This is a genomic window from Piscinibacter sp. (assembly GCF_047600445.1).
Classification (GTDB): Bacteria; Pseudomonadota; Gammaproteobacteria; order Burkholderiales; family Burkholderiaceae_C; genus Piscinibacter.
On record NZ_JASGKT010000001.1, the window covers coordinates 135,493 to 154,448 of the forward strand.

Below are 18,956 nucleotides of genomic sequence, written 5' to 3' on the forward strand. Positions count from 1 at the left end.
GCTCAGTAGCGGCTCGAGACGTCCCCGAGGTCGGCGCGCAGGTAGTGCGCGCCAGGCAGGGGGTTGAAGTAGTAGGGCGCGGTCTCGAAGAAGCCGAGCGAGGCGTACAGCTCGCGCGCGGCCTCCATGTCGTCGAGCGTGTCGAGCAGCATCACCGAGTAGCCGCAGCGGCGCGCCTCGTCCATCAGCGCCTCGGCCAGGCGCCGGCCCAGGCCGAAGCGGCGGAACGCCGGGCGCACGTACAGGCGCTTCATCTCGCAGGCGTTGGCGTGGTCGACATCGTGCAGCGCGCGCAGCGCGCCGCAGCCGGCCACCTCGCCGTCGACCAGCGCCAGCAGCAACTGCCCGGCCGGCGCGGCGTAGTCGCCGGGCAGCGTGGCCAGTTCGTCCTCGAAACCCTGGAATTCCAGGTCCACGCCCAGGCCTTCGGCGTACTCGCGGAAGATCGTGCGCACGGCCGCGAGCGCTTCGGGGCCATCGGGCGTGACGAGCCGTATGTCGGGGCCCATGTCAGCGGTCATGCCGCGACGATAACCGCTCCGGCGCCGCGCCCGGCGCGGCATGCGGGTTTGTATGCGTTTTGTCAGCCCGTGGCCAGCACGCGCGCGAACACCGCGCTGTCGACGTTGCCGCCGCTGAGCGCCAGGCCGACGCGCCGGCCCGCCCAGTGCGCGCGCTGCCGCAGCAGCGCGGCGAGCGCGGCCGCGCCGGCGCCTTCGGCGACGTTGTGGGTGTCGGCGAACAGCGCGCGCATCGCCGCGGCGACCTCGTCGTCGCTGACGCTCACGACCGCGTCGACCTCGCGGCGGATGATGTCCAGCGCCTGCGGCTCGGGCACGCGGCAGGCCATGCCGTCGGCGAGCTGCGTCGTCACCGGCGCCTCGACGGGCCGGCCGGCCTCGAACGACAGCCGGTAGGCCGGCGCGTGCGCCGACACCACGCCGACGATGCGCGTGGCCACGCCGCTGGCGGCGCGCGCCGCCGCGCAGGCGCAGATGCCCGAGCCCAGGCCGATGGGCACGAACACGACCTCGGGCGCCTCGCCGCGCGCGAAGTGGGCGAAGAACTCCATCCAGCAGGTCGCCACGCCGCGCACCAGGTCGACGTCGAACGAGGGCACCATGTGCGCGCCGCGTTCGGCGGCCAGCGCCACGGCGTGCTCGCGCGCCGCCTGGAAGTCGTCGCCGTGCTCGACCAGTTCGGCGCCGAGCGCGCGCATCGCGGCGTTCTTCTCCACCGAGTTGCCGTGCGGCACGACGATGGTGGCGCGCAGGCCGTGGCGCGCCGCGGCGAAGGCGATCGACTGGCCGTGGTTGCCGCGCGTGGCGCTCATCACGGCGCGCACGCCGGGCTCGCGCCGCAGCAGCGCGTCCATGTAGACCAGCCCGCCGCGCAGCTTGAAGGCGCCCACCGGCGTGTGGTTCTCGTGCTTGACCCATACCTGCGCGCCGCAGCGCGCGTCCAGCAGCGGCCAGCGCTGCTGCGGCGTGGGCGGCATGGCCTGGCGCACCAGTTCGAGCGCGCGCAGCAGCGAATCACGGTCGGGCAGCGTCATGCGAGGAGTCCTTCGAGGTGGATGCGGCCGTGCGGGGAGTCGATCTGCGCGACGACCGCCGCCGCGTCGAACGCGGCCAGCCGCAGCGGGCTGGGCGGCAGGTGGTCGGCGGGGTGCATGTCGCCCCATTCGATCAGCGTCGGCTGCGTGCCGCCGGCCGGGCGGCGGCCGTCGGCGCGCACCGCGATGCGCCAGCGCAGCAGCCCGTGCGGCGTGGCGCGCTCGGCGGCCAGGATCTCGCCGCGGTCCAGCCCGGCCGCGGCCGAGGCGGCGCATTCGGCGGCGAGGTCGTCGCAGCGCGCCACCCAGTGGATCAGGCGCGGGCCGCGCGCCAGCGCGGCTTGCAGCGCCGCGTCGTCGAGGTCGAACCAGCGCCGCCGCGCGGGCGCCGGCGCCTCGGGGTCGATCGCGATGATCTCCAGGTAGCTGCGTGGAAAGTCCGGCGACGACAGCGCCAGCAGCCGGTTGTGCGTGCCCATCAGCGCATGCTTGCCGCCCGGGCCGGGCGCGACGCCGAAGCTGGCTTCGCACCACGCCGCGCCCTGCTCCAGCGTGGCCGCGCCGATCACCAGGTGGTCGAGCGGCCGGTTCACAGGCTCACCCGCCCGTCGACCAGCACGACGCTGTCGCCGCCGACCCAGATCCCGCCGTCGCGCTGCTCGACGTGCACGCGCCCGGCGCGCCCCAGCGCCGTGCCCTGCGAGGCCAGGTAGCGCGGCGGCAGCACGCCGCTGCCGATCAGCCACTGCGCCAGGCCGGCGTTCAGGCTGCCGGTGACCGGATCTTCCTGCACGCCCAGCGTCGGCACGAAGGCGCGCACCTCGATGTCGGCCTCGCCGCCCGGCCAGGGCGCGACGACACCCAGTTCCAGCTCGCCCAGCGCGGCGAAGTCGGGCGCCAGCGCCAGCAGCTCGTCGCGCGAGCCGAGCATCACCGCCACCCACTGCGGACCGTTGGCGACCCAGTTCGACGCGCGGATCGCCTCGCGCGGGAGCTTCAGGCCGCGCGCGATCTGCGCGAGCGTCGCTTCGTCGACCGCGCCGGCGCGGCGCAGCGGCGGCGCGGCGAAGGCCAGGCGCGTGCCATCGCGGCGCACGCGCACCCGGCCGACGCCGCACTCCTGCACCACCTCGGCGTCGCGCTGCGGCCGGCCGCCGGCGGCCAGCCAGGCGTGGCAACTGCCCAGCGTCGGGTGGCCGGCGAAGGGCAGCTCGCGGTCGGGCGTGAAGATGCGCACGCGGTAGTCGGCGCCTTCTCGCGTCGGCGGCAGCAGGAAGGTGGTTTCGCTCAGGTTGGTCCAGCGCGCGAAGGCGGCCATCTGCGCGTCGCCCAGGCCCTGCGCGTCGTGCACCACCGCCAGCGGGTTGCCTTTCAAGGGCTGGGCCGTGAAGACATCGAGCTGGGTGAAACGCCTGCTGCTCACGCGTTCTCCTTCAAGGTCTGCGCCAGCAGCGCCACGCCGCGCTCGATGTCGTCCGGCGGCACGGTGACGAAGCTCAGCCGCAGCGTGTTCGCCCTGGCGTGGTCGGCGAAGAAGGCCGCGCCGGGCACGTAGGCCATGCCCCTGGCCACCGCCGCCGGCAGCAGCGCGGTGGCGTCCACGCCCTCGGGCAGCTCGAGCCAGAAGAACATGCCGCCGGCCGGCACGCTCCAGCGGCAGCCCGCCGGCAGGTGGCGCTGCAGCGCATCGCGCATCGCGTCGCGCTGCGCCCGGTAGCGCGCGCGCACCGCCGGCAGGTGCTCGCGCAGGAAGCCGTCGCGCACCACCTCGTGCACCACGCGCTGGTTGAAGCCCGGCGTGTGCAGGTCGGCCGCCTGCTTGGCCTGCAGCAGCTTGGGGAAGATCGCCTTGGGCGCGACGATGTAGCCCAGGCGCAGCCCGGGCGCCAGCACCTTGGAGAAGGAGCCGAGGTAGATCGTGTTGCCGGGCGCGCGCGCGGCCAGCGGCGGCGGCGGCGCGGCGTCGAACCACAGCTCGCCGTAGGGGTTGTCCTCGACGACCGGCAGGCCCAGCGCCTGCGCCGCGTCGGCCAGCGCGTGGCGCCGCGCCGCGCTGAGGCAGCGCCCGCTCGGGTTCTGGAAGTTCGGCAGCAGGTACACGAAGCGCGCGGCGGCCAGCGCGTCGGGCAGCGGGCCGTCGTCGTCGCCCTCGATAGAGATCACCTCGGGTTCGTAGGGCGCGAAGGCCTGCAAGGCGCCCAGGTAGGTGGGCCGCTCGACGGCCACGCTGCTGCCGGCGTCGATCAGCAGCTTGCCGGCCAGGTCCAGCCCCTGCTGCGAGCCGGTGGTGATCAGCACCTGCGAGGCCTCGCAGGCCAGCCCCTGCGCGCCCATCTCGGCGGCCACCCACTCGCGCAGCGGGCCGAAGCCCTCGCTGGCGGCGTACTGCAGCGCCTCGCCGGGAGTGTCGCGCAGCACGCGCTCGCAGGCCGCGCGCATCGCCTCGACCGGAAAGCCCTCCGGCGCCGGCAGGCCGCCGGCCAGCGAGACGATGCCGGGCTTCTCGGTGAGCTTGAGGATCTCGCGGATCACCGAGGGGTTCATGCGCTCGGCGCGGCGGGCAAGGACGAAGCTCATGCGTGGGTTCTCCGAAGTGCTGCCCGCAGTCTAGGCACGCCACCAGCACAGCAGCAGTACACTTTGCCGAATCTGACATCGCACTGTACCGATGAGCCGGCCAGCACACGCCCTGCCCGCCGCGCCGCTCTCGCGCGGCGCCGACAGCACGCTCACCGAGCAGCTCGCCGCGCGCTTCGCCGAGCGCATCCGCGCCCGCCTGCTGGCGCCCGGCGCGCGGCTGCCCTCGGTGCGCGAATGCGCGCGCCGCCACGCCGTCAGCCCGACCACCGTGGTGGCGGCCTACGACCAGTTGCTCGCGCAAGGCCTGGTGGAGGCGCGCGCGCAGCGCGGCTTTTTCGTGCGCGCGCCGCTGGGCGAGGCCGCGGCGCGCCGCCCGGCCGCGCCGCGTTCGCCGGTGCCGGTCAGCGCCACCACGCTGATCCGGGGCATGTTCCAGCCGCCCGGCGCGCAGACCATGCCGGGCCTGGGCACGCTGCCGGTGGAGTGGCTCGACGCCCCGCTGCTGGCCGCCGCGATGCGCAAGGCCGGCGCCCAGCTCGGCCGCGGCGCCTTGCAGTACGGCGAGCCGGCCGGCGAGGCGCGGCTGCGCCGCGCGCTGGCGGCGCGGCTGGCCGAGCACGGCATCAACGCCGGCGGCGAGCAGATCGTCACCACCGTGGGCGCGACGCATGCGCTGGACATCGTCACGCGCACGCTGCTCAAGCCCGGCGAATCGGTACTGGTCGACGAGCCGGGCTGGTCGGTGGAGTACGCGCGGCTGGCGGCGCTGGGCATGCGCGTGCTGCCGGTGCCGCGCGGCCCCGAGGGGCCGGACCTCGCGGCGATGCAGCGCCTGATCGAAGCCCAGCCGGAAGCGGCGCGGCCGCGCCTGTACGTCACCGTCTCGGTGCTGCACAACCCGACCGGCGCCTCGCTCAGCCTGCAATCGGCGCACAAGGTGCTGCAACTGGCGCAGGCGCACGACTTCGCGATCGTCGAGGACGACACCTACGCGCACCTCGCGCCGGCGCACCTGCCGCGCCTGGCGGCGCTGGACGCGCTGGAGCGCACCGTCTACGTCGGTGGCTTCTCGAAGATCCTCACGCCGAGCTGGCGCGTCGGCTACATCGCCGCGCCGGCGCGCTGGGTCGACCGGCTGATCGACACCAAGCTGCTCAGCACGCTGACCACGCCCGCCCACACGGAGTTGGCGCTGGCTCACTGCCTGGAGCAAGGCCTGTTGCGGCGCCACGCCGAACGTGTGCAGCGCCTGCTGGCGGCGGCACGCGAGCGTTCGGTGGCGCTGGCGCGCGCGCACGGCTGCCGCTTCGCCGCCGAGCCGCGCGGGCTGTTCGGCTGGGTCGATACCGGCGTGGACACCGAGCGGCTCGCCCAGGCGATGCACGACGACGGCTGGCTGATCGCGCCCGGCGCGCTGTTCCACGCCACGCACCGGCCGACGACCCTCATGCGCATCAACTTCGCGACCACGCAGGACACGCGCTTCTGGCAGGCCCTGCAACGGGCCCGGGATGCGCTGAAACCGCTTTCGTAACCACAAGTAACGAGAGAGAATCGCCGCTCCGATGGACAGCGACCTCTTCCAGCCCACCCTGCCGCTCGGCGAGCCCGAGCTGATGCGCGCCAGCGCCTACCAGCGCTACCTCGACGAGCTGCGCAGCACCTCGGGCGGCATCAGCACGCGCATCTCGCAGCTCAGCCCCTCGCTGCGCGCCGACCTGCTGCGCTTCGGCGACGACGGCGGCGCGTCCGAGGTCGTCGAGGTGGTGGCCGCCTGCGTGCGCCACGGCAAGCGCGTGACCATCCACATCCAGACCGGCGAGCGCGTGGTGCCGCTGACGGTGTTCGCGCGGGAACGCCTGGTGCACTGCCCGGTGCCGCCGCAGGAACTGGTCGGCAAGCCGCTGCTCGACCTGAAGGTGATGCACGTCGAGCCGGCGCTGCTGCAGCCGCCCGGCGAGCCGGGCGCGACGCTGGTGGGCGCCGAGGACGCGCACTACCCGCTGGCGCCGCTGCTGTGGGAACTGGCGATGCGCGGCCTGCGCCGCGAGCTGCTGCCCGAGATCGCCGGCCCGGCGGTGTACCGCGTCGCCCCCGGGCTGGACACCGACTCGCTGCCGGCCAGCGGCGCGGTGATGGCCGCCGTGCAACGCCTGGCGCGCCAGGGCGCCTCGCTGAAGGAGCTGTCCGACTGGCCGGGCATGGACCGCGAGCGCGCCACGCGGCTGCTCAACGCGCTGTACCTGCAAAGCGGGCTGATCATCAGCCGCTCGCATCCGGATGCGGGGCGGGATGGGTGGTTCTAGAAACCCGTTCGGCCTGAGCCTGTCGAGGGGCTCCGCGCCTCACCCTGGACGGGCTTCGACAAGCTCAGCCCGAACGGGGTCTGTGCAACGAACGGGGGGTGTGCAACGAACGGGGGCTGTGCAACGGACGCGAAGCGGTCTGCATCGCCCCTAACGCGCCCCGAGTTCTTCCCAGCGCTCCAGCGCCGCCATCAGCAGCTCGTCGATCTCGGCCACCCGCCGGTGGGCGTCGGTCATGCGCTGCGCATCCTTCGTGTAACCCGACGGGTCGGCGAGCAGTTCGTTGAGCGTCTTCTGCTCGGCTTCCAGCGCCTCGATGCGGACGGGCAGTTCGTCCAGCTCACGCTGCTCCTTGTAGCTGAGCTTGCGCGGCTTGGCGGCGCCGGCGGCGGCGGGGGCCGGCGCGGGCGCGGTTTTCCCGGCGGCCGGCGCCGGCGCCGCCTTGGGCGCGGCGCGCTGCGGCTCGCGCAGCGCCCGCGCACGCTCCTGCTGCACGCGCCACTCCTCGTAGCCGCCTTCGTACTCGCGCCACAGCCCCGGCGACTCGTCGCCTTCCCACGCGATCGTGCTGGTGACCACGTTGTCGAGGAAGCGCCGGTCGTGGCTGACGAGGAACACCGTGCCGGCGTAGTTCTGCAGCAGTTCCTCCAGCAGTTCTAGCGTGTCGATGTCGAGGTCGTTGGTCGGCTCGTCGAGCACCAGCACGTTGGCCGGCAGCGCGAACAGGCGCGCCAGCAGCACGCGGTTGCGCTCGCCGCCCGACAGCGTGCGCACCGGCGAGTTGGCGCGCTCGGGCGAGAACAGGAAGTCGGCGAGGTAGCTCATCACGTGCTTGCGCGCGCCGCCGATCTCGACCCACTCGCTGCCCGGGCTGATGGTGTCGGCCAGCGTCGCGTCGAGGTCCAGCGCGCTGCGCATCTGGTCGAAGTAGGCCACCTCCAGGCGCGTGCCGCGCCGCACCGTGCCCGAGCTGGCTTGCAGTTCGCCGAGGATCAGCTTGAGCAGCGTGGTCTTGCCCGCGCCGTTGGGCCCGATCAGGCCGACCTTGTCGCCGCGCAGGATGGTGGCGCTGAAGCGCTCGACGATGGTCTTGTCGCCGAAGCGCATCGACACGTCGCGGAGTTCGGCGACGATCCTGCCGCTGGCCGTGCCGCTGTCGACCTCCAGCTTCACCTGGCCCAGCGATTCGCGCCGCGCGCGGCGCTGCGCGCGCAGCACCTCGAGGCGCTGGATGCGCGCCACGCTGCGCGTGCGCCGCGCTTCCACGCCTTTGCGGACCCACACCTCCTCCTGCGCCAGCAGCTTGTCGGCGCGCGCGTTGGCCAGCGCCTCGGCGGCGAGCTGCTCCTCCTTCGCGCGCTCGTAGGCGGCGAAGTTGCCCGGGTAGCTGCGGATCAGGCCGCGGTCCAGCTCGACGATGCGCGTGGCCACGTTGTCGAGGAAGGCGCGGTCGTGCGTGATCAGCATCACCGCGCCGCGGAAGTCGCGCAGCAGTTCTTCCAGCCAGGCGATCGAGTCGAGGTCGAGGTGGTTGGTCGGCTCGTCGAGCAGCAGCACGTCGGGCACCGCCACCAGCGCCTGCGCCAGCGCCACGCGCTTCTTCATGCCGCCGCTGAGCGTGCCGACGACACGGCCGCCGTCGAGGTGCAGTTGCTGCAGCGTGGTGGACACGCGCTGCTCCCAGTTCCAGGCGTCGAGCGCCTCGATGCGCGTCTGCAGCGCGTCGAGGTCGCTGCCCGGCGCGTGCGCCTCGTACTCGGCGCGCACCGCCCTGGCCTCGGCCACGCCGAGGCTGACCACGTCGAACACGCTGGCCGCGTCGTCGAAGGCCGGCTCCTGCGGCACGTAGCGGATGCGCAGGCCCTGCGTCATCTGCAGCAGCCCGTCGTCGGGCTTCTCCAGCCCGGCGACGATCTTCAGCAGCGAGGACTTGCCGGCGCCGTTGCGGCCGATCAGGCCGAGGCGCTCGCCGGCTTCGAGCGAGAACGATGCGCCAGCCAGCAGCGCGACGTGGCCGAACGCGAGCTGCGCGCCGGAAAGGGAGAGAACCGCCATCGCGCGATTGTCGCCGCCGCCGCGCGGGCGGCCGGCCTCAACCCAGGCGGTCCATGCACCACTGCGCCGCGGCGAGCAGGCGGTGGTCCTCGCCGTGGCGGCCGACGAGTTGCAGGCCCACGGGCAGGCCGCGCGTGCCGCGCGCGAAGGGCAGGTGCACGCAGGGCAGGCCGAGCAGGCTCCACGGGCGGCAGAACAGCGGATCGCCGGTGAACCGAAGGCCTTCGGGCGCCTCGCCGCCGGTGCTCGGCGTCAGCAGCACGTCGTGGCGCTCGAACAGCGCATCGACCTCGCGGCGCCAGCGTTCGGCGCGGGCGCGGTGGGCGGCGAGCGTTTCGGCGTCCACCGCGCGGCCGCGGTCGAGCAGCGCCAGCAGCGCATCGCTGAGCGCCGCGCGGTGCCGGCGGTGCTCGAAGGCCAGCGCCTGCGCCGTCTCGGCGGCCTGGATCGCCGCCTGCACCTCGGCCACGTCGGCGAAGCCGGGCGGCAGCACGGCGTCTTCGCAGCGCGCGGCGCGCGGCGCCAGCGCGCGCACGGCCTGCGCCCAGCAGGCGGCCACGTCGGCATCCGCATGAGCCCAGTCCGGGCCGGGCACGAGGCCGATGCGCAGGCTGTCGGGCACCGTCCATTCGCGCAGCCGCGCGTCGCCGGTCAGCACCGAAGCGAGCAGCGCCGCTTCGGCCACCGTGCGGCCGAAGCCGCCGACCGTGTCCATCGACTCGGCGTTGGCCTTCACGCCGGCGCGCGGCACGCGGCCGAAGCTCGGCTTGATGCCGACCACGCCGCAGTACGCCGCCGGCCGGATGATCGAGCCGGCGGTCTGCGTGCCCAGCGCGAGCGGCAGCATGCCGTCGGCCACCGCGGCGGCCGAGCCGCTCGACGAGCCGCCGGGCGTGTGCGCCGGGTTCAGCGGATTGCGCGTGATGCCTGCCGTCATGTTGGCGAACTCGGTGGTGACGGTCTTGCCGACCACGACGGCGCCGGCCGCGCGGCACAGCGCGACGGCGGCCGCGTCGGCGCGCGGGCGGTGGCCCGCGTAGAGCGGCGAGCCCATCGCGGTGGGCATGTCGTGGGTGTCGAAGATGTCCTTCACGCCCAGCGGCAGGCCGTGCAGCGGGCCGCGCACCGGGCCGGCGTCGAGCGCGCGCGCCTGCGCCAGCGCGCCTTCGACGTCGAGGTGCACGAAGGCCCGCACCTCGCCCTCGCGCGCCTCGATGCGCGCCAGGCACTCGCGCAGCCGCGCTTCGGCGTTCATGCTCCGCGCAGGGCCGCTTCCAGCGCGTCGACGAACACCTTGGCCACGTCGAAGCCGGTCTGGTCGGCGATCTCGCGGAAGCAGGTCGGGCTGGTGACATTGATCTCGGTGAGGCTGTCGCCGATCACGTCGATGCCGGCCAGCAGCAGCCCGCGCGCGGCCAGCACCGGGCCCAGCGCCTCGGCGATCTCGCGGTCGCGCGGCGACAGCGGCTGCGCCACGCCCTTGCCGCCGGCGGCGAGGTTGCCGCGGATCTCGCTGCCCTGCGGGATGCGCGCCAGGCAGTAGGGCACGGGCTCGCCGGCGATCACCAGGATGCGCTTGTCGCCGTGCACGATCTCGGGCAGGTAGCGCTGCACCATCACCGTGGTCGCGCCGTGGCGGTTCAGCGTCTCGGTGATGCTGCCGAGGTTCAGCCCGTCGGGGCCGACGCGGAAGATGCCCATGCCGCCCATGCCGTCCAGCGGCTTGAGGATGACGTCGCCGTGCTCGGCGTGGAAGCGCTTGATGGCCCCGGCGTCGCGCGTCACCAGCGTCGGGCCGATCAGCTCGGGGAACTCGAGGATCGCGAGCTTCTCCGGGTGGTCGCGCAGCGCGGCCGGCTTGTTGAAGACGCGCGCGCCCTCGCGCTCGGCCTGCTGCAGCAGGTGCGTGGCGTAGAAGAACTCGCTGTCGAAGGGCGGATCCTTGCGCATCAGCACGGCGTCGAGGTCGGCCAGCGCGGTGTCGGGCACCTGCTGCTCGGTGAACCAGTAGACCGGGTCGCCGCTGAGCGCCACCTGGCGCAGCGCGGCGCCGACGCGCCCGCCGCGCCGCCACGTCAGGTGGCGCGGCTCGCAGGCGAACAGCTCGTGGCCGCGCGCGGCGGCCTCCTTCATCATCGTGAAGGTGGTGTCCTTCTTGATGTCGAAGTTCTCCAGCGGGTCGGCGACGAAGAGCAGGCGCATGGCGGTCGGCGTGTCGGTGGGGGCGTCAGGCGCCACTGTGGCACAAGCGCGCGCGGCGCGTCGGGGCCGGGCCTCGAACGCCTAGAAGCGCCAGCGCTGCACCGCCAGCGCCAGCGCGCCGGCCACCACGCCCCAGAACGCCGAGCCGATGCCCGCGATCGTCACGCCCGACAGCGTGACGAGGAAGGTGATCAGCGCCGCCTCGCGGTGCGTCTCGTCCTTCACCGCCACCGCGAGGCCGCCGGCGATGCTCGACAGCAGCGCGAGCCCGGCCACCGCCACCACCAGCTCGCGCGGGAAGGCGGTGAGCACGCCCGTCACCGCCGCGCCGAACAGGCCGATCACCACGTAGATCGCGCCGCAGCTCACCGCGGCGGTGTAGCGCTTGGCCGGGTCTTCGTGCGCCTCGGGCCCCATGCAGATCGCCGCGGTGATGGCCGACAGGTTGAGCGCATAGGCGCCGAAGGGCGCGAGCAGCAGCGTCGCCGCGCCGGTGAGCGTGACCAGCTTCGAGATCGGCATGCGGTAGCCGGCGGCGCGGATGGCCGCCACGCCGGGCAGGTTCTGCGAGGCCATCGTCACGACGAACAGCGGCAGCGCCAGGCTCACCGCCGCGGCGAGCGTGAACTCGGGCATCACCGCCACCGGCCGCGTCAGCGTCAGGCTCACGCCGCCGAGATGGAGCTGGCCGTTCAGCGCGGCGAAGACGGTGCCCGCGGCCAGCACGCCCGGCACGGCGTAGCGCGGCCAGAAGCGCCGGCCGGCGAGGTAGGCCGCCAGCATCGTCAGCACCAGCGGCAGCGCGCTCTTCGCGGCGAGGAAGGCGTCCATGCCGAAGCGCGCCAGCACGCCGGCCAGCAAGGCGCTCGCGATCGGCATCGGGATGCGGTCCATCACGCGCTCGAAGGCGCCGCTGGCGCCGGCGGCGATCATCAGCAGCGCGCAGACGATGAAGGCGCCGGTGGCCTGCGCCAGCGTGAAGCCGCCGGCCGCCGCCGCGGTGGCCAGCACCGCCGCGCCGGGCGTGCTCCAGGCCACCATCACCGGCTGGCGCAGCACCAGCGAGGGCAGCGCGGTGCACAGGCCCATGCCCAGGCCCAGCGCCCACATCCACGAGGCGATCTGCTCGCTCGTGGCGCCCAGCGCCGTGGCGGCCTGGAACACGATCGCCACCGAGCTGGTGAAGCCCACCAGCACGGCGACGAAGCCGGCGGTGACGGCGGGCAGGGAGATGTCGCGGAAGAAGCTCATGGTCCGGCACCGGGCCGCCCCAAGCCGGACGGCGCCCCTCGGGGGCAGGAGCGAAGCGACTGGGGGGCCGTCAAATCTGCACCTTCGCGCCCAGCTCGACGACGCGGTTGACCGGCAGGTGGAGGAAGTCCGCCGCGGCGGCGGCGTTGCGGTGCATGCTGGCGAACAGCTTCTCGCGCCACAGCGCCATGCCGCCGCCGAGCGTCGGGATGACGATGTCGCGCGACAGGAAGTAGCTCGTCTCCATGTCGTCGAGCCGCACGCCGTGCTCGCGCAGCAGCCGCAGCGACGCCGGCACGTCGGGGTCGTTCTTGAAGCCGAAGTCCAGCGTCACCTGCCAGCAGTCGTTGCCCAGCGGCTCCATGCGCGCGCGCCTGTCGAAGCCGACCCACGGCACCTCGTGGTGGCGCACGGTGACGAACAGGTTGGTCTCGTGCAGCACCTTGTTGTGCTTGAGGTTGTGCAGCAGCGCGTTGGGCGCGTTGCCCTGCTCGGCGACGAGGAACACCGCCGTGCCCGGCACGCGCGCCGGCGGGCTGATGAACACCGCCTGCAGGAAGCTCTCCAGGTCGATCGCGTCCTCGCGCAGCCGCCCGGTCATCAGAGCGCGCCCCTGCTTCCAGGTCATCAGCAGCAGGAACATCGCCGCGCCGATCACCAGCGGGAACCAGCCGCCGTCGATCACCTTGACGACGTTGGCGGCGAAGTAGGTGAAGTCGACCAGGAAGAAGAAGCCGGTGGCCGCCACGCACAGCCACCAGGGGTACTTCCAGCCGTAGCGGATCACGAAGAAGGTCATCGTCGTCGTGATCAGCATGTCGATGGTCACCGCGATGCCGTAGGCCCCCGCGAGGTTGCTCGACGACTTGAACAGCACCACCGCGAGCAGGATGCAGGCGTACAGCCCCCAGTTGACGAAGGGCAGGTAGATCTGGCCGGTCTCGCGCACCGAGGTGTGCAGCACGCGCAGGCGCGGCAGGTAGCCGAGCTGGACGGCCTGCTTGGTGACCGAGAAGGCGGCGGTGATCAGCGCCTGCGAGGCGATCACCGTGGCCGCGGTGGCCAGGGCGATCAGCGGGTACAGCGCCCAGGTCGGCGCCATCTCGTAGAACGGGTTCTTCGCGTTCTCGGGGTGCGCGAGCAGCATCGCGCCCTGGCCGAAGTAGTTGATCACCAGCGCCGGCATCACCAGGCCGAACCAGGCCAGCCGGATCGGCTTGCGGCCGAAGTGGCCCATGTCGGCGTAGAGCGCCTCGGCGCCGGTGACGCACAGCACCACCGAGCCGAGCGCGACGAAGGCCACGCGCGGCTGCGCGCTCAGGAACTCGATCGCGTAGGCCGGGTTCAGCGCCACCAGGATGGCCGGCTGCGCGGCGATGTGCATCGCGCCGAGCAGCGCCAGCACCGCGAACCACAGCGCCGTCACCGGCCCGAACCAGCGCCCGACGCTGGCCGTGCCGAAGCGCTGCACCATGAACAGCGCGGTCAGCACCGCCAGCGTGAGCGGCACGACCCAGTGGTGCAGCGCCGGCGCCGCCACCTCCAGGCCTTCGACCGCCGAGAGCACCGAGATCGCCGGCGTGATCACGCCGTCGCCGAAGAAGATCGCGGTGCCGAAGATGCCGATCACCACCAGCCGCGCGTGCAGCGCCGGCCGGTCGGCCACCGCGCGCGAGGCCAGCGCCAGCATCGCGATCAGCCCGCCCTCGCCGTTGTTGTCGGCGCGCAGGATCAGCAGCACGTACTTGAGCGAGACGACGACGGTCAGCGTCCAGAACATCAGCGACAGCACGCCGTGCACGTTCTGCGCGCTCATCGGCACGTGGCCGTGCGCGAACACCTCCTTGAAGGCGTACAGCGGGCTGGTGCCGATGTCGCCGTAGACGACGCCGAGGGCGCCCAGCGTCAGCGCGGCGAGGCCGGACTTCGCGCCGGGGTGGCTCACTCGTAGATCTCGGCGTCGGGGTCGGTGGCTTCCAGTTCGTAGCTCGCAGCCACCGTCGCCAGCCGCGCGATCACCCCGTACATGTAGAAGCGGTTCGGCGCGCTCGCGCCCGGCTTGGCGCCCGGGCGCGGCAGGTGGGCGCTCTCGTCGAAGGCCAGCGGCACGAAGCTCGCGCCCGGCGAGTTCAGGTTCTCGTCGATGCCGCGCTCGGCGTTGACGCGGTAGAAGCCGCCGACCACGTAGCGGTCGATCATGTAGACCACCGGCTCGGCCACCGCGTCGTTGACGCGCTCGTAGGTCGGCACGCCTTCCTGCAGGATGACCTCGCTGACCTCCTGGCCGTCCTTGATGACGCTCATCTTGTTGCGCGTCTTGCGGTTCAGGTCGACCAGCTCCTTCGGGTCGCGCACGGTCATGATGCCCATGCCGTAGGTGCCGGCGTCGGCCTTGACGATGATGAACGGCTTCTCGTTGATGCCGTATTCCTTGTACTTGCGGCGGATCTTGGCCAGCAGCGTCTCGGCGTTGCTCATCAGGCAGTCGCTGCCGGTGCCGTCGCCGAAGTTCACCTCGCCGCAGCGCGCGAACAGCGGGTTGATCAGCCAGGGGTCCATGCCCAGCAGCTTGGCGAACTTCTTCGCCACTTCCTCGTAGGCCTGGAAGTGGTTGGTCTTGCGGCGCACCGCCCAGCCGGCGTGCAGCGGCGGCAGCAGGTACTGCTCGTGCAGGTTCTCGAGGACCCTCGGGATGCCCGCCGAGAGATCGTTGTTGAGCAGGATGGTGCAGGGGTCGAAATCCTTCAGCCCGAGGCGCCCGCGCGTGCGCACCAGCGGCTCGAGCTTCAGGCCGCTGCCGTCGGGCAGCGCGATCTCGGTCGGCGCGGTGATGGCCTCGTCGAGCGTGCCCAGGCGCACGTTCAGTCCGGCCTGCGTGAAGATCTGCACCAGCCGCTGCACGTTGGTCAGGTAGAAGGTGTTGCGCGTGTGCTTCTCGGGGACCAGCAGCAGGTTCTTGGCCTCGGGGCAGATCTTCTCGATGGCCGCCATCGCCGCCTGCACCGCCAGCGGCAGCATCGCTTCGGTGAGGTTGTTGAAGCCGCCGGGGAACAGGTTGGTGTCCACCGGCGCCAGCTTGAAGCCGGCGTTGCGCAGGTCGACGGAGGTGTAGAACGGCGGCGTGTGCTCCATCCACTCGAGCCTGAACCAGCGCTCGATGGCCGGCAGCGACTCGAGGATGCGCTGCTCCAGCTCGTTGATCGGCCCGGTCAGGGCGGTGATGAGATGAGGAACCATGGCTCGGCCCGGTCGACCCGGTCGTGGCGCTGCGGAAGCGGAATTCTAGGCATGCGGGGTGGGATGCGTTTTCCGGGGCGGCAAAGGGCCGTCCGGGGCGCCCGCGGCGCTTCGATGAGGCGGTCGGCTGGCGCCGACTCCCCTGCGGTGCTCGGGCTTGCGGCCCCGCCGCGTAACTCACTGCGCAAGCTGCGCTTGCTCCGTTCAGACACCCGCGACGCGACCCCGGTGTCGAGCATCGCAGCGAAGTCGGTGCGCAGCACCGACCGCCACCGCATGAGCCCCCACGGGGCCGCGCCTGCCGCGCCGCTCGGTGCTCGCCGTCTCCGCCTCAACCATCCACCGGCTGCGCCGGCGTGTCGAGCAGCAACTGGTAGAAGGCCAGGTCGAGCCAGCGGCCGAACTTGAAGCCCACCTGCGGCAAGGTGCCGGCGTGGCGGAAGCCGAGCCGCTCGTGCAGCGCGATGCTGCCGGCGTTGCTGGCGTCGATGGCGCCCATGATCGCGTGCACGTCGGCGCGGCGCGCCGCGGCGATCAGCTCCTGCAGGACGATGCGGCCCAGGCCGCGGCCGCGCTGGTCGGCACGCACGTAGACGGAATGCTCGACCGTGTACTTGTAGGCCGGGAATGCGCGGAAGGTGCCATAGCTGGCGAAGGCGAGCAGCGCGCCGCCTTCGTCCTCCAGGCCGATCACCGGGAAGCCGCCGCGCCGCTTGGCCTCGAACCATGGCCCCATGCTCTCGGGCGGGCGCGGCCGGTAGTCGTACAGCGCGGTGGAAGTCGCGATGGCCTCGTTGAAGATCGCCAGGATGGCGTCGGCGTGGCGCTCGAAGCTGCATTGCACCAGGGTGGGTGGGTTCATCGGCTCGTCCTTTTCGATGTCGGCATTCTGTTCCATCGCCGCCCCACGAAAAGGGCCGCCCGAAGGCGGCCCGTGAAGCGAGGCGACGGCGCGATCAGTTGTGGTACGCCGTCTCGCCGTGCGCGGTGATGTCCAGGCCCTCGCGCTCCTCGTCTTCCGGCACGCGCAGGCCGATGAGCACGTCGGTGATCTTGTAGGCGATGAAGGCCACCACCGCCGACCACACCACCGTCAGCAGCACGCTCTTGACCTGCACCCACACCTGGTGGCCCATCGCGAAGTCGGCGCCCTGCGTTCCGCCCAGGCCCGGCGCCGCGAACACGCCGGTCAGGATGGCGCCGACGATGCCGCCGACACCGTGCACGCCGAACACGTCGAAGGCGTCGTCCGCGCCGAGCATCTTCTTCAGGCCGGCCACGCCCCACAGGCAGACCAGGCCGGCGATCAGGCCGAGGATGATCGAGCCCATCGGGCCGACGAAGCCGGCCGCCGGCGTCACCGCCACCAGGCCGGCCACCGCGCCCGAGGCCGCGCCCAGCATCGAGCCCTTGCCCTTGATCAGCGCCTCGCCGGCGATCCACGACAGCGTCGCCGCCGCGGTGGCCAGCACGGTGTTGACGAAGGCCAGGCCCGCCAGCGCGTTGGCCGCGCCCGCCGAGCCGGCGTTGAAGCCGAACCAGCCGACCCACAGCAGCGAGGCACCGACCATGGTGAGCGTCAGCGAGTGCGGCGTGAACGCCTCCTTGCCGTAGCCCAGGCGCTTGCCGAGCACGTAGGCGCCCACCAGGCCGGCCACGCCGGCGTTGATGTGCACCACCGTGCCGCCGGCGAAGTCGAGCGCGCCGTCCTTGCCGAGCAGGCCGCCGCCCCAGACGATGTGCGCCATCGGCACGTAGCTGAAGGTGAACCACAGCACGCTGAACAGCAGCACCGCGCCGAACTTGATGCGCTCGGCGTAGGAGCCGACGATCAGCGCCGTGGTGATGGCCGCGAAGGTGCCCTGGAAGGCGACGAACACGTACTCGGGGATGGTGGTCAGCGCGCCGAAGGTCTCCTGCGTCACGCCCTTGAGGAAGATCTTCTCGAGCGAGCCGAAGTAGTTGCCCTCGCCCGCGAAGGCCAGGCTGTAGCCGTAGATGGCCCACAGCAGGCTGATCAGCGAGAAGATCACGAACACCTGCATCAGCACCGAGAGCATGTTCTTCGAGCGCGCCAGGCCGCCGTAGAACAGGGCCAGGCCCGGGATCGTCATCAGGATCACGAGCATGGTCGAGGTCAGCATCCAGGCGGTGTCGCCGGAATCGACCTTGGGCGTCGGGGCGGCGGCGGCAGCGGCAGCGGCGGTGTCCGCGGCGGCCAGCAGCGTGATCTCGACCTTGCGCGCCTGCTCGCCGTCGCCGGCGGTCACGTCTTCGGGCTTTTGCAGCACGATGCGGTCCTCGGCCACGCCGATGGCCTTCAGCGCCTCGTGCACCGCGGTGGCGCGGTTCTTGGCCAGTTCCTTGTTGACGTCGGCCGGGCCGGTGGAGTCGACGAAGCCCGACACCTGGACCTTGGCCTCGGTGTGCGCCGCCAGGTATTCGGCCACGGCCTTGAGGTCGGCTGCGGATTCGGCCGGCAGCTCGGCCTTGCCGCTCTCGAAGAGCAGCTTGGTACCCGGGAATTCCGCCGCCTGGGCCCAGACGGGGCCCGTGAAGCCCAGGACGGCAAGGCCCAGGGCAAGAGTCGCTATGAGTTTTTTCATGGGTTATCTCTTGGGTTGGAGCATCGCTTCAGAGGGCGTCCTTGCCGGTCTCGCCGGTGCGGATGCGCACCACCTGCTCGAGCGGCGCGACGAACACCTTGCCGTCGCCGATCTTGCCGGTGCGCGCCGCGGCTTCGATCGCCTCGATCACGCGGTCGACGATCGCGTCGTCCACCGCCGCCTCGATCTTCACCTTGGGCAGGAAGTCGACGACGTACTCCGCGCCGCGGTACAGCTCGGTGTGGCCCTTCTGGCGGCCGAAGCCCTTCACTTCGGTCACCGTGATGCCCTGCACGCCGATGGCGCTGAGAGCCTCACGCACTTCGTCGAGCTTGAACGGCTTGACGATCGCGGTCACCATCTTCATGGCATTCCCCTTTGTTTTGTTACATGGCCTTGGTCAGCGTGACCATCACGCGACCCTTGTTGATGTCACCCCACACGCCCTTCTTGTTCGCGGCGGCGTAGGCGCCGGCCACGCTGAAGCCGTTGCCGAGGTCGTAGGTGGCGCCGAGCTTGTAGTCGGTGTAGTCGGCCAGGCCGGTGGCGCTCTTGGCGTCGCCGGGCAGGCGGGTGAAGCCGACGTGCGCGTTCAGCGTCAGGCCCGGTGCCAGCGCGTAGTTGGCGGACAGGTCGAGGTAGCCGGTGCCGCGGCCCTCGACGATGCCGAAGTACTTGCTCGACACGGTGTGCGAGTACTTGGCGGAGAGGAATTCCCAGCTCAGCGCGCCGTAGATCTCGGTGGTGTTGAGATCCGAGGTGCCGTTGCCCGGGTAGTAGTACTGCAGCAGGCCCACGTCGTAGCCCAGGCCCGAGCCGAGGTCGCCCTTGTAGCCGCCGTAGACGTCGACCTCGGTGCCGCCGCCGAAGCCGATCGAGGAGTTCCAATTGCCGATGTACAGGCCGCCGGCCGTGTAGTCGAAGCCGCCCTGCACGGCGGGCAGGAAGCTCTTGGCGGGGTCGCTCTGGTCCTGGCCGCGGTACTTGTACTTGGTGGTGAGCGAGAGATTGGCGCTGAGGCCATCGTCGGCCAGCGCGGGGGCGGCATACGCCGCCAACATCGCCAGCGCCGCGGATGCAAAAACCGTCTTCTTCATGGGATGGATCCTCCGGTGGGTGGTTTGAATGAACTCCACCCGCCGGTTTGCAGCTTCCGTGCCACGA

At 72.1% G+C, this 18,956-nt stretch carries 17 protein-coding genes; 2 read left to right on the forward strand and 15 right to left on the reverse strand.

Annotation, left to right across the window (positions count from 1 at the left end):
* Window positions 1-2: 2 nt before the first annotated feature.
* The 5 genes from QM792_RS00660 to QM792_RS00680 all read right to left on the reverse strand — a co-directional run bounded on the left by QM792_RS00660 (window position 3) and on the right by QM792_RS00680 (window position 4,132).
* On the reverse strand, window positions 3-521 hold the full coding sequence (locus QM792_RS00660) for a GNAT family N-acetyltransferase (protein WP_415147243.1): 519 nt from the start codon (window positions 519-521) through the stop codon (window positions 3-5).
* Between the two features lie 62 nt (window positions 522-583).
* On the reverse strand, window positions 584-1,555 hold the full coding sequence (locus QM792_RS00665) for a threonine dehydratase (RefSeq protein ID WP_415147244.1): 972 nt from the start codon (window positions 1,553-1,555) through the stop codon (window positions 584-586).
* A complete protein-coding gene (locus tag QM792_RS00670; RefSeq protein ID WP_415147245.1) occupies window positions 1,552-2,148 on the reverse strand; it encodes a VOC family protein in 597 nt (198 codons plus the stop codon). The genes QM792_RS00665 and QM792_RS00670 overlap by 4 nt, the downstream gene beginning before the upstream one ends.
* Window positions 2,145-2,978 (reverse strand): PhzF family phenazine biosynthesis protein, encoded by an 834-nt coding sequence (locus QM792_RS00675; protein ID WP_415147246.1) that lies wholly within the window; start codon window positions 2,976-2,978, stop codon window positions 2,145-2,147. Before QM792_RS00675 ends, QM792_RS00670 begins: the two co-directional genes overlap by 4 nt.
* Window positions 2,975-4,132, reverse strand: a complete 1,158-nt coding sequence (locus QM792_RS00680) for a PLP-dependent aminotransferase family protein (RefSeq protein ID WP_415147247.1) — start codon at window positions 4,130-4,132, stop codon at window positions 2,975-2,977. Before QM792_RS00680 ends, QM792_RS00675 begins: the two co-directional genes overlap by 4 nt.
* A 91-nt stretch (window positions 4,133-4,223) precedes the next feature.
* Here QM792_RS00680 and QM792_RS00685 point away from each other — a divergent pair, with 91 nt between their 5' ends.
* Together QM792_RS00685 and QM792_RS00690 are read left to right on the forward strand one after the other, a co-directional pair.
* Entirely contained in the window at window positions 4,224-5,669 is a 1,446-nt protein-coding gene (locus QM792_RS00685; RefSeq protein WP_415147248.1) for a PLP-dependent aminotransferase family protein, read from the forward strand.
* Window positions 5,670-5,700: 31 nt separating this feature from the next.
* Window positions 5,701-6,441, forward strand: a complete 741-nt coding sequence (locus QM792_RS00690; RefSeq protein ID WP_415147249.1) for a hypothetical protein — start codon at window positions 5,701-5,703, stop codon at window positions 6,439-6,441.
* Between the two features lie 150 nt (window positions 6,442-6,591).
* Here the strand turns inward: QM792_RS00690 and QM792_RS00695 are convergent, their stop codons facing one another.
* The 10 genes from QM792_RS00695 to QM792_RS00740 form a co-directional block, all read right to left on the reverse strand.
* Window positions 6,592-8,496, reverse strand: a complete 1,905-nt coding sequence (locus QM792_RS00695; protein ID WP_415147250.1) for an ATP-binding cassette domain-containing protein — start codon at window positions 8,494-8,496, stop codon at window positions 6,592-6,594.
* 37 nt (window positions 8,497-8,533) lie between these two features.
* Window positions 8,534-9,751, reverse strand: coding sequence for an amidase (locus tag QM792_RS00700; RefSeq protein ID WP_415147251.1), 1,218 nt, complete (start codon window positions 9,749-9,751; stop codon window positions 8,534-8,536).
* Complete coding sequence (gshB, locus tag QM792_RS00705) at window positions 9,748-10,698, reverse strand: glutathione synthase (RefSeq protein ID WP_415147252.1); 951 nt, start codon at window positions 10,696-10,698, stop codon at window positions 9,748-9,750. The genes QM792_RS00700 and gshB overlap by 4 nt, the downstream gene beginning before the upstream one ends.
* Window positions 10,699-10,779: 81 nt before the next feature.
* Window positions 10,780-11,949, reverse strand: coding sequence for a benzoate/H(+) symporter BenE family transporter (locus QM792_RS00710; protein WP_415147253.1), 1,170 nt, complete (start codon window positions 11,947-11,949; stop codon window positions 10,780-10,782).
* A gap of 70 nt (window positions 11,950-12,019) precedes the next feature.
* Window positions 12,020-13,894 (reverse strand): potassium transporter Kup, encoded by a 1,875-nt coding sequence (locus QM792_RS00715; protein ID WP_415147254.1) that lies wholly within the window; start codon window positions 13,892-13,894, stop codon window positions 12,020-12,022.
* Entirely contained in the window at window positions 13,891-15,186 is a 1,296-nt protein-coding gene (gshA, locus tag QM792_RS00720) for a glutamate--cysteine ligase (protein ID WP_415147255.1), read from the reverse strand. Before gshA ends, QM792_RS00715 begins: the two co-directional genes overlap by 4 nt.
* A 331-nt stretch (window positions 15,187-15,517) precedes the next feature.
* On the reverse strand, window positions 15,518-16,048 hold the full coding sequence (locus QM792_RS00725; RefSeq protein WP_415147256.1) for a GNAT family N-acetyltransferase: 531 nt from the start codon (window positions 16,046-16,048) through the stop codon (window positions 15,518-15,520).
* 94 nt (window positions 16,049-16,142) lie between these two features.
* A complete protein-coding gene (gene amt / locus QM792_RS00730) occupies window positions 16,143-17,792 on the reverse strand; it encodes an ammonium transporter (RefSeq protein WP_415147257.1) in 1,650 nt (549 codons plus the stop codon).
* Window positions 17,793-17,820: 28 nt separating this feature from the next.
* The gene (locus QM792_RS00735; RefSeq protein ID WP_415147258.1) at window positions 17,821-18,159 is read right to left on the reverse strand and encodes a P-II family nitrogen regulator; all 339 of its coding nucleotides are present in this window, start codon (window positions 18,157-18,159) and stop codon (window positions 17,821-17,823) included.
* 19 nt (window positions 18,160-18,178) lie between these two features.
* A complete protein-coding gene (locus tag QM792_RS00740; protein WP_415147259.1) occupies window positions 18,179-18,889 on the reverse strand; it encodes a TorF family putative porin in 711 nt (236 codons plus the stop codon).
* Between the last annotated feature and the right edge of the window lie 67 nt (window positions 18,890-18,956).

Bases quoted from the DNA above. Each gene is read 5' to 3' on its own strand.
- QM792_RS00660 (WP_415147243.1), bottom strand. From the start codon at position 521: ATGACCGCTGACATGGGCCCCGACATACGGCTCGTCACGCCCGATGGC.
- QM792_RS00665 (WP_415147244.1), bottom strand. From the start codon at position 1,555: ATGACGCTGCCCGACCGTGATTCGCTGCTGCGCGCGCTCGAACTGGTG.
- QM792_RS00680 (WP_415147247.1), bottom strand. From the start codon at position 4,132: ATGAGCTTCGTCCTTGCCCGCCGCGCCGAGCGCATGAACCCCTCGGTG.
- QM792_RS00685 (WP_415147248.1), top strand. From the start codon at position 4,224: ATGAGCCGGCCAGCACACGCCCTGCCCGCCGCGCCGCTCTCGCGCGGC.
- QM792_RS00690 (WP_415147249.1), top strand. From the start codon at position 5,701: ATGGACAGCGACCTCTTCCAGCCCACCCTGCCGCTCGGCGAGCCCGAG.
- QM792_RS00695 (WP_415147250.1), bottom strand. From the start codon at position 8,496: ATGGCGGTTCTCTCCCTTTCCGGCGCGCAGCTCGCGTTCGGCCACGTC.
- QM792_RS00700 (WP_415147251.1), bottom strand. From the start codon at position 9,751: ATGAACGCCGAAGCGCGGCTGCGCGAGTGCCTGGCGCGCATCGAGGCG.
- gshB (WP_415147252.1), bottom strand. From the start codon at position 10,698: ATGCGCCTGCTCTTCGTCGCCGACCCGCTGGAGAACTTCGACATCAAG.
- QM792_RS00710 (WP_415147253.1), bottom strand. From the start codon at position 11,949: ATGAGCTTCTTCCGCGACATCTCCCTGCCCGCCGTCACCGCCGGCTTC.
- gshA (WP_415147255.1), bottom strand. From the start codon at position 15,186: ATGGTTCCTCATCTCATCACCGCCCTGACCGGGCCGATCAACGAGCTG.
- QM792_RS00725 (WP_415147256.1), bottom strand. From the start codon at position 16,048: ATGAACCCACCCACCCTGGTGCAATGCAGCTTCGAGCGCCACGCCGAC.
- amt (WP_415147257.1), bottom strand. From the start codon at position 17,792: ATGAAAAAACTCATAGCGACTCTTGCCCTGGGCCTTGCCGTCCTGGGC.
- QM792_RS00735 (WP_415147258.1), bottom strand. From the start codon at position 18,159: ATGAAGATGGTGACCGCGATCGTCAAGCCGTTCAAGCTCGACGAAGTG.
- QM792_RS00740 (WP_415147259.1), bottom strand. From the start codon at position 18,889: ATGAAGAAGACGGTTTTTGCATCCGCGGCGCTGGCGATGTTGGCGGCG.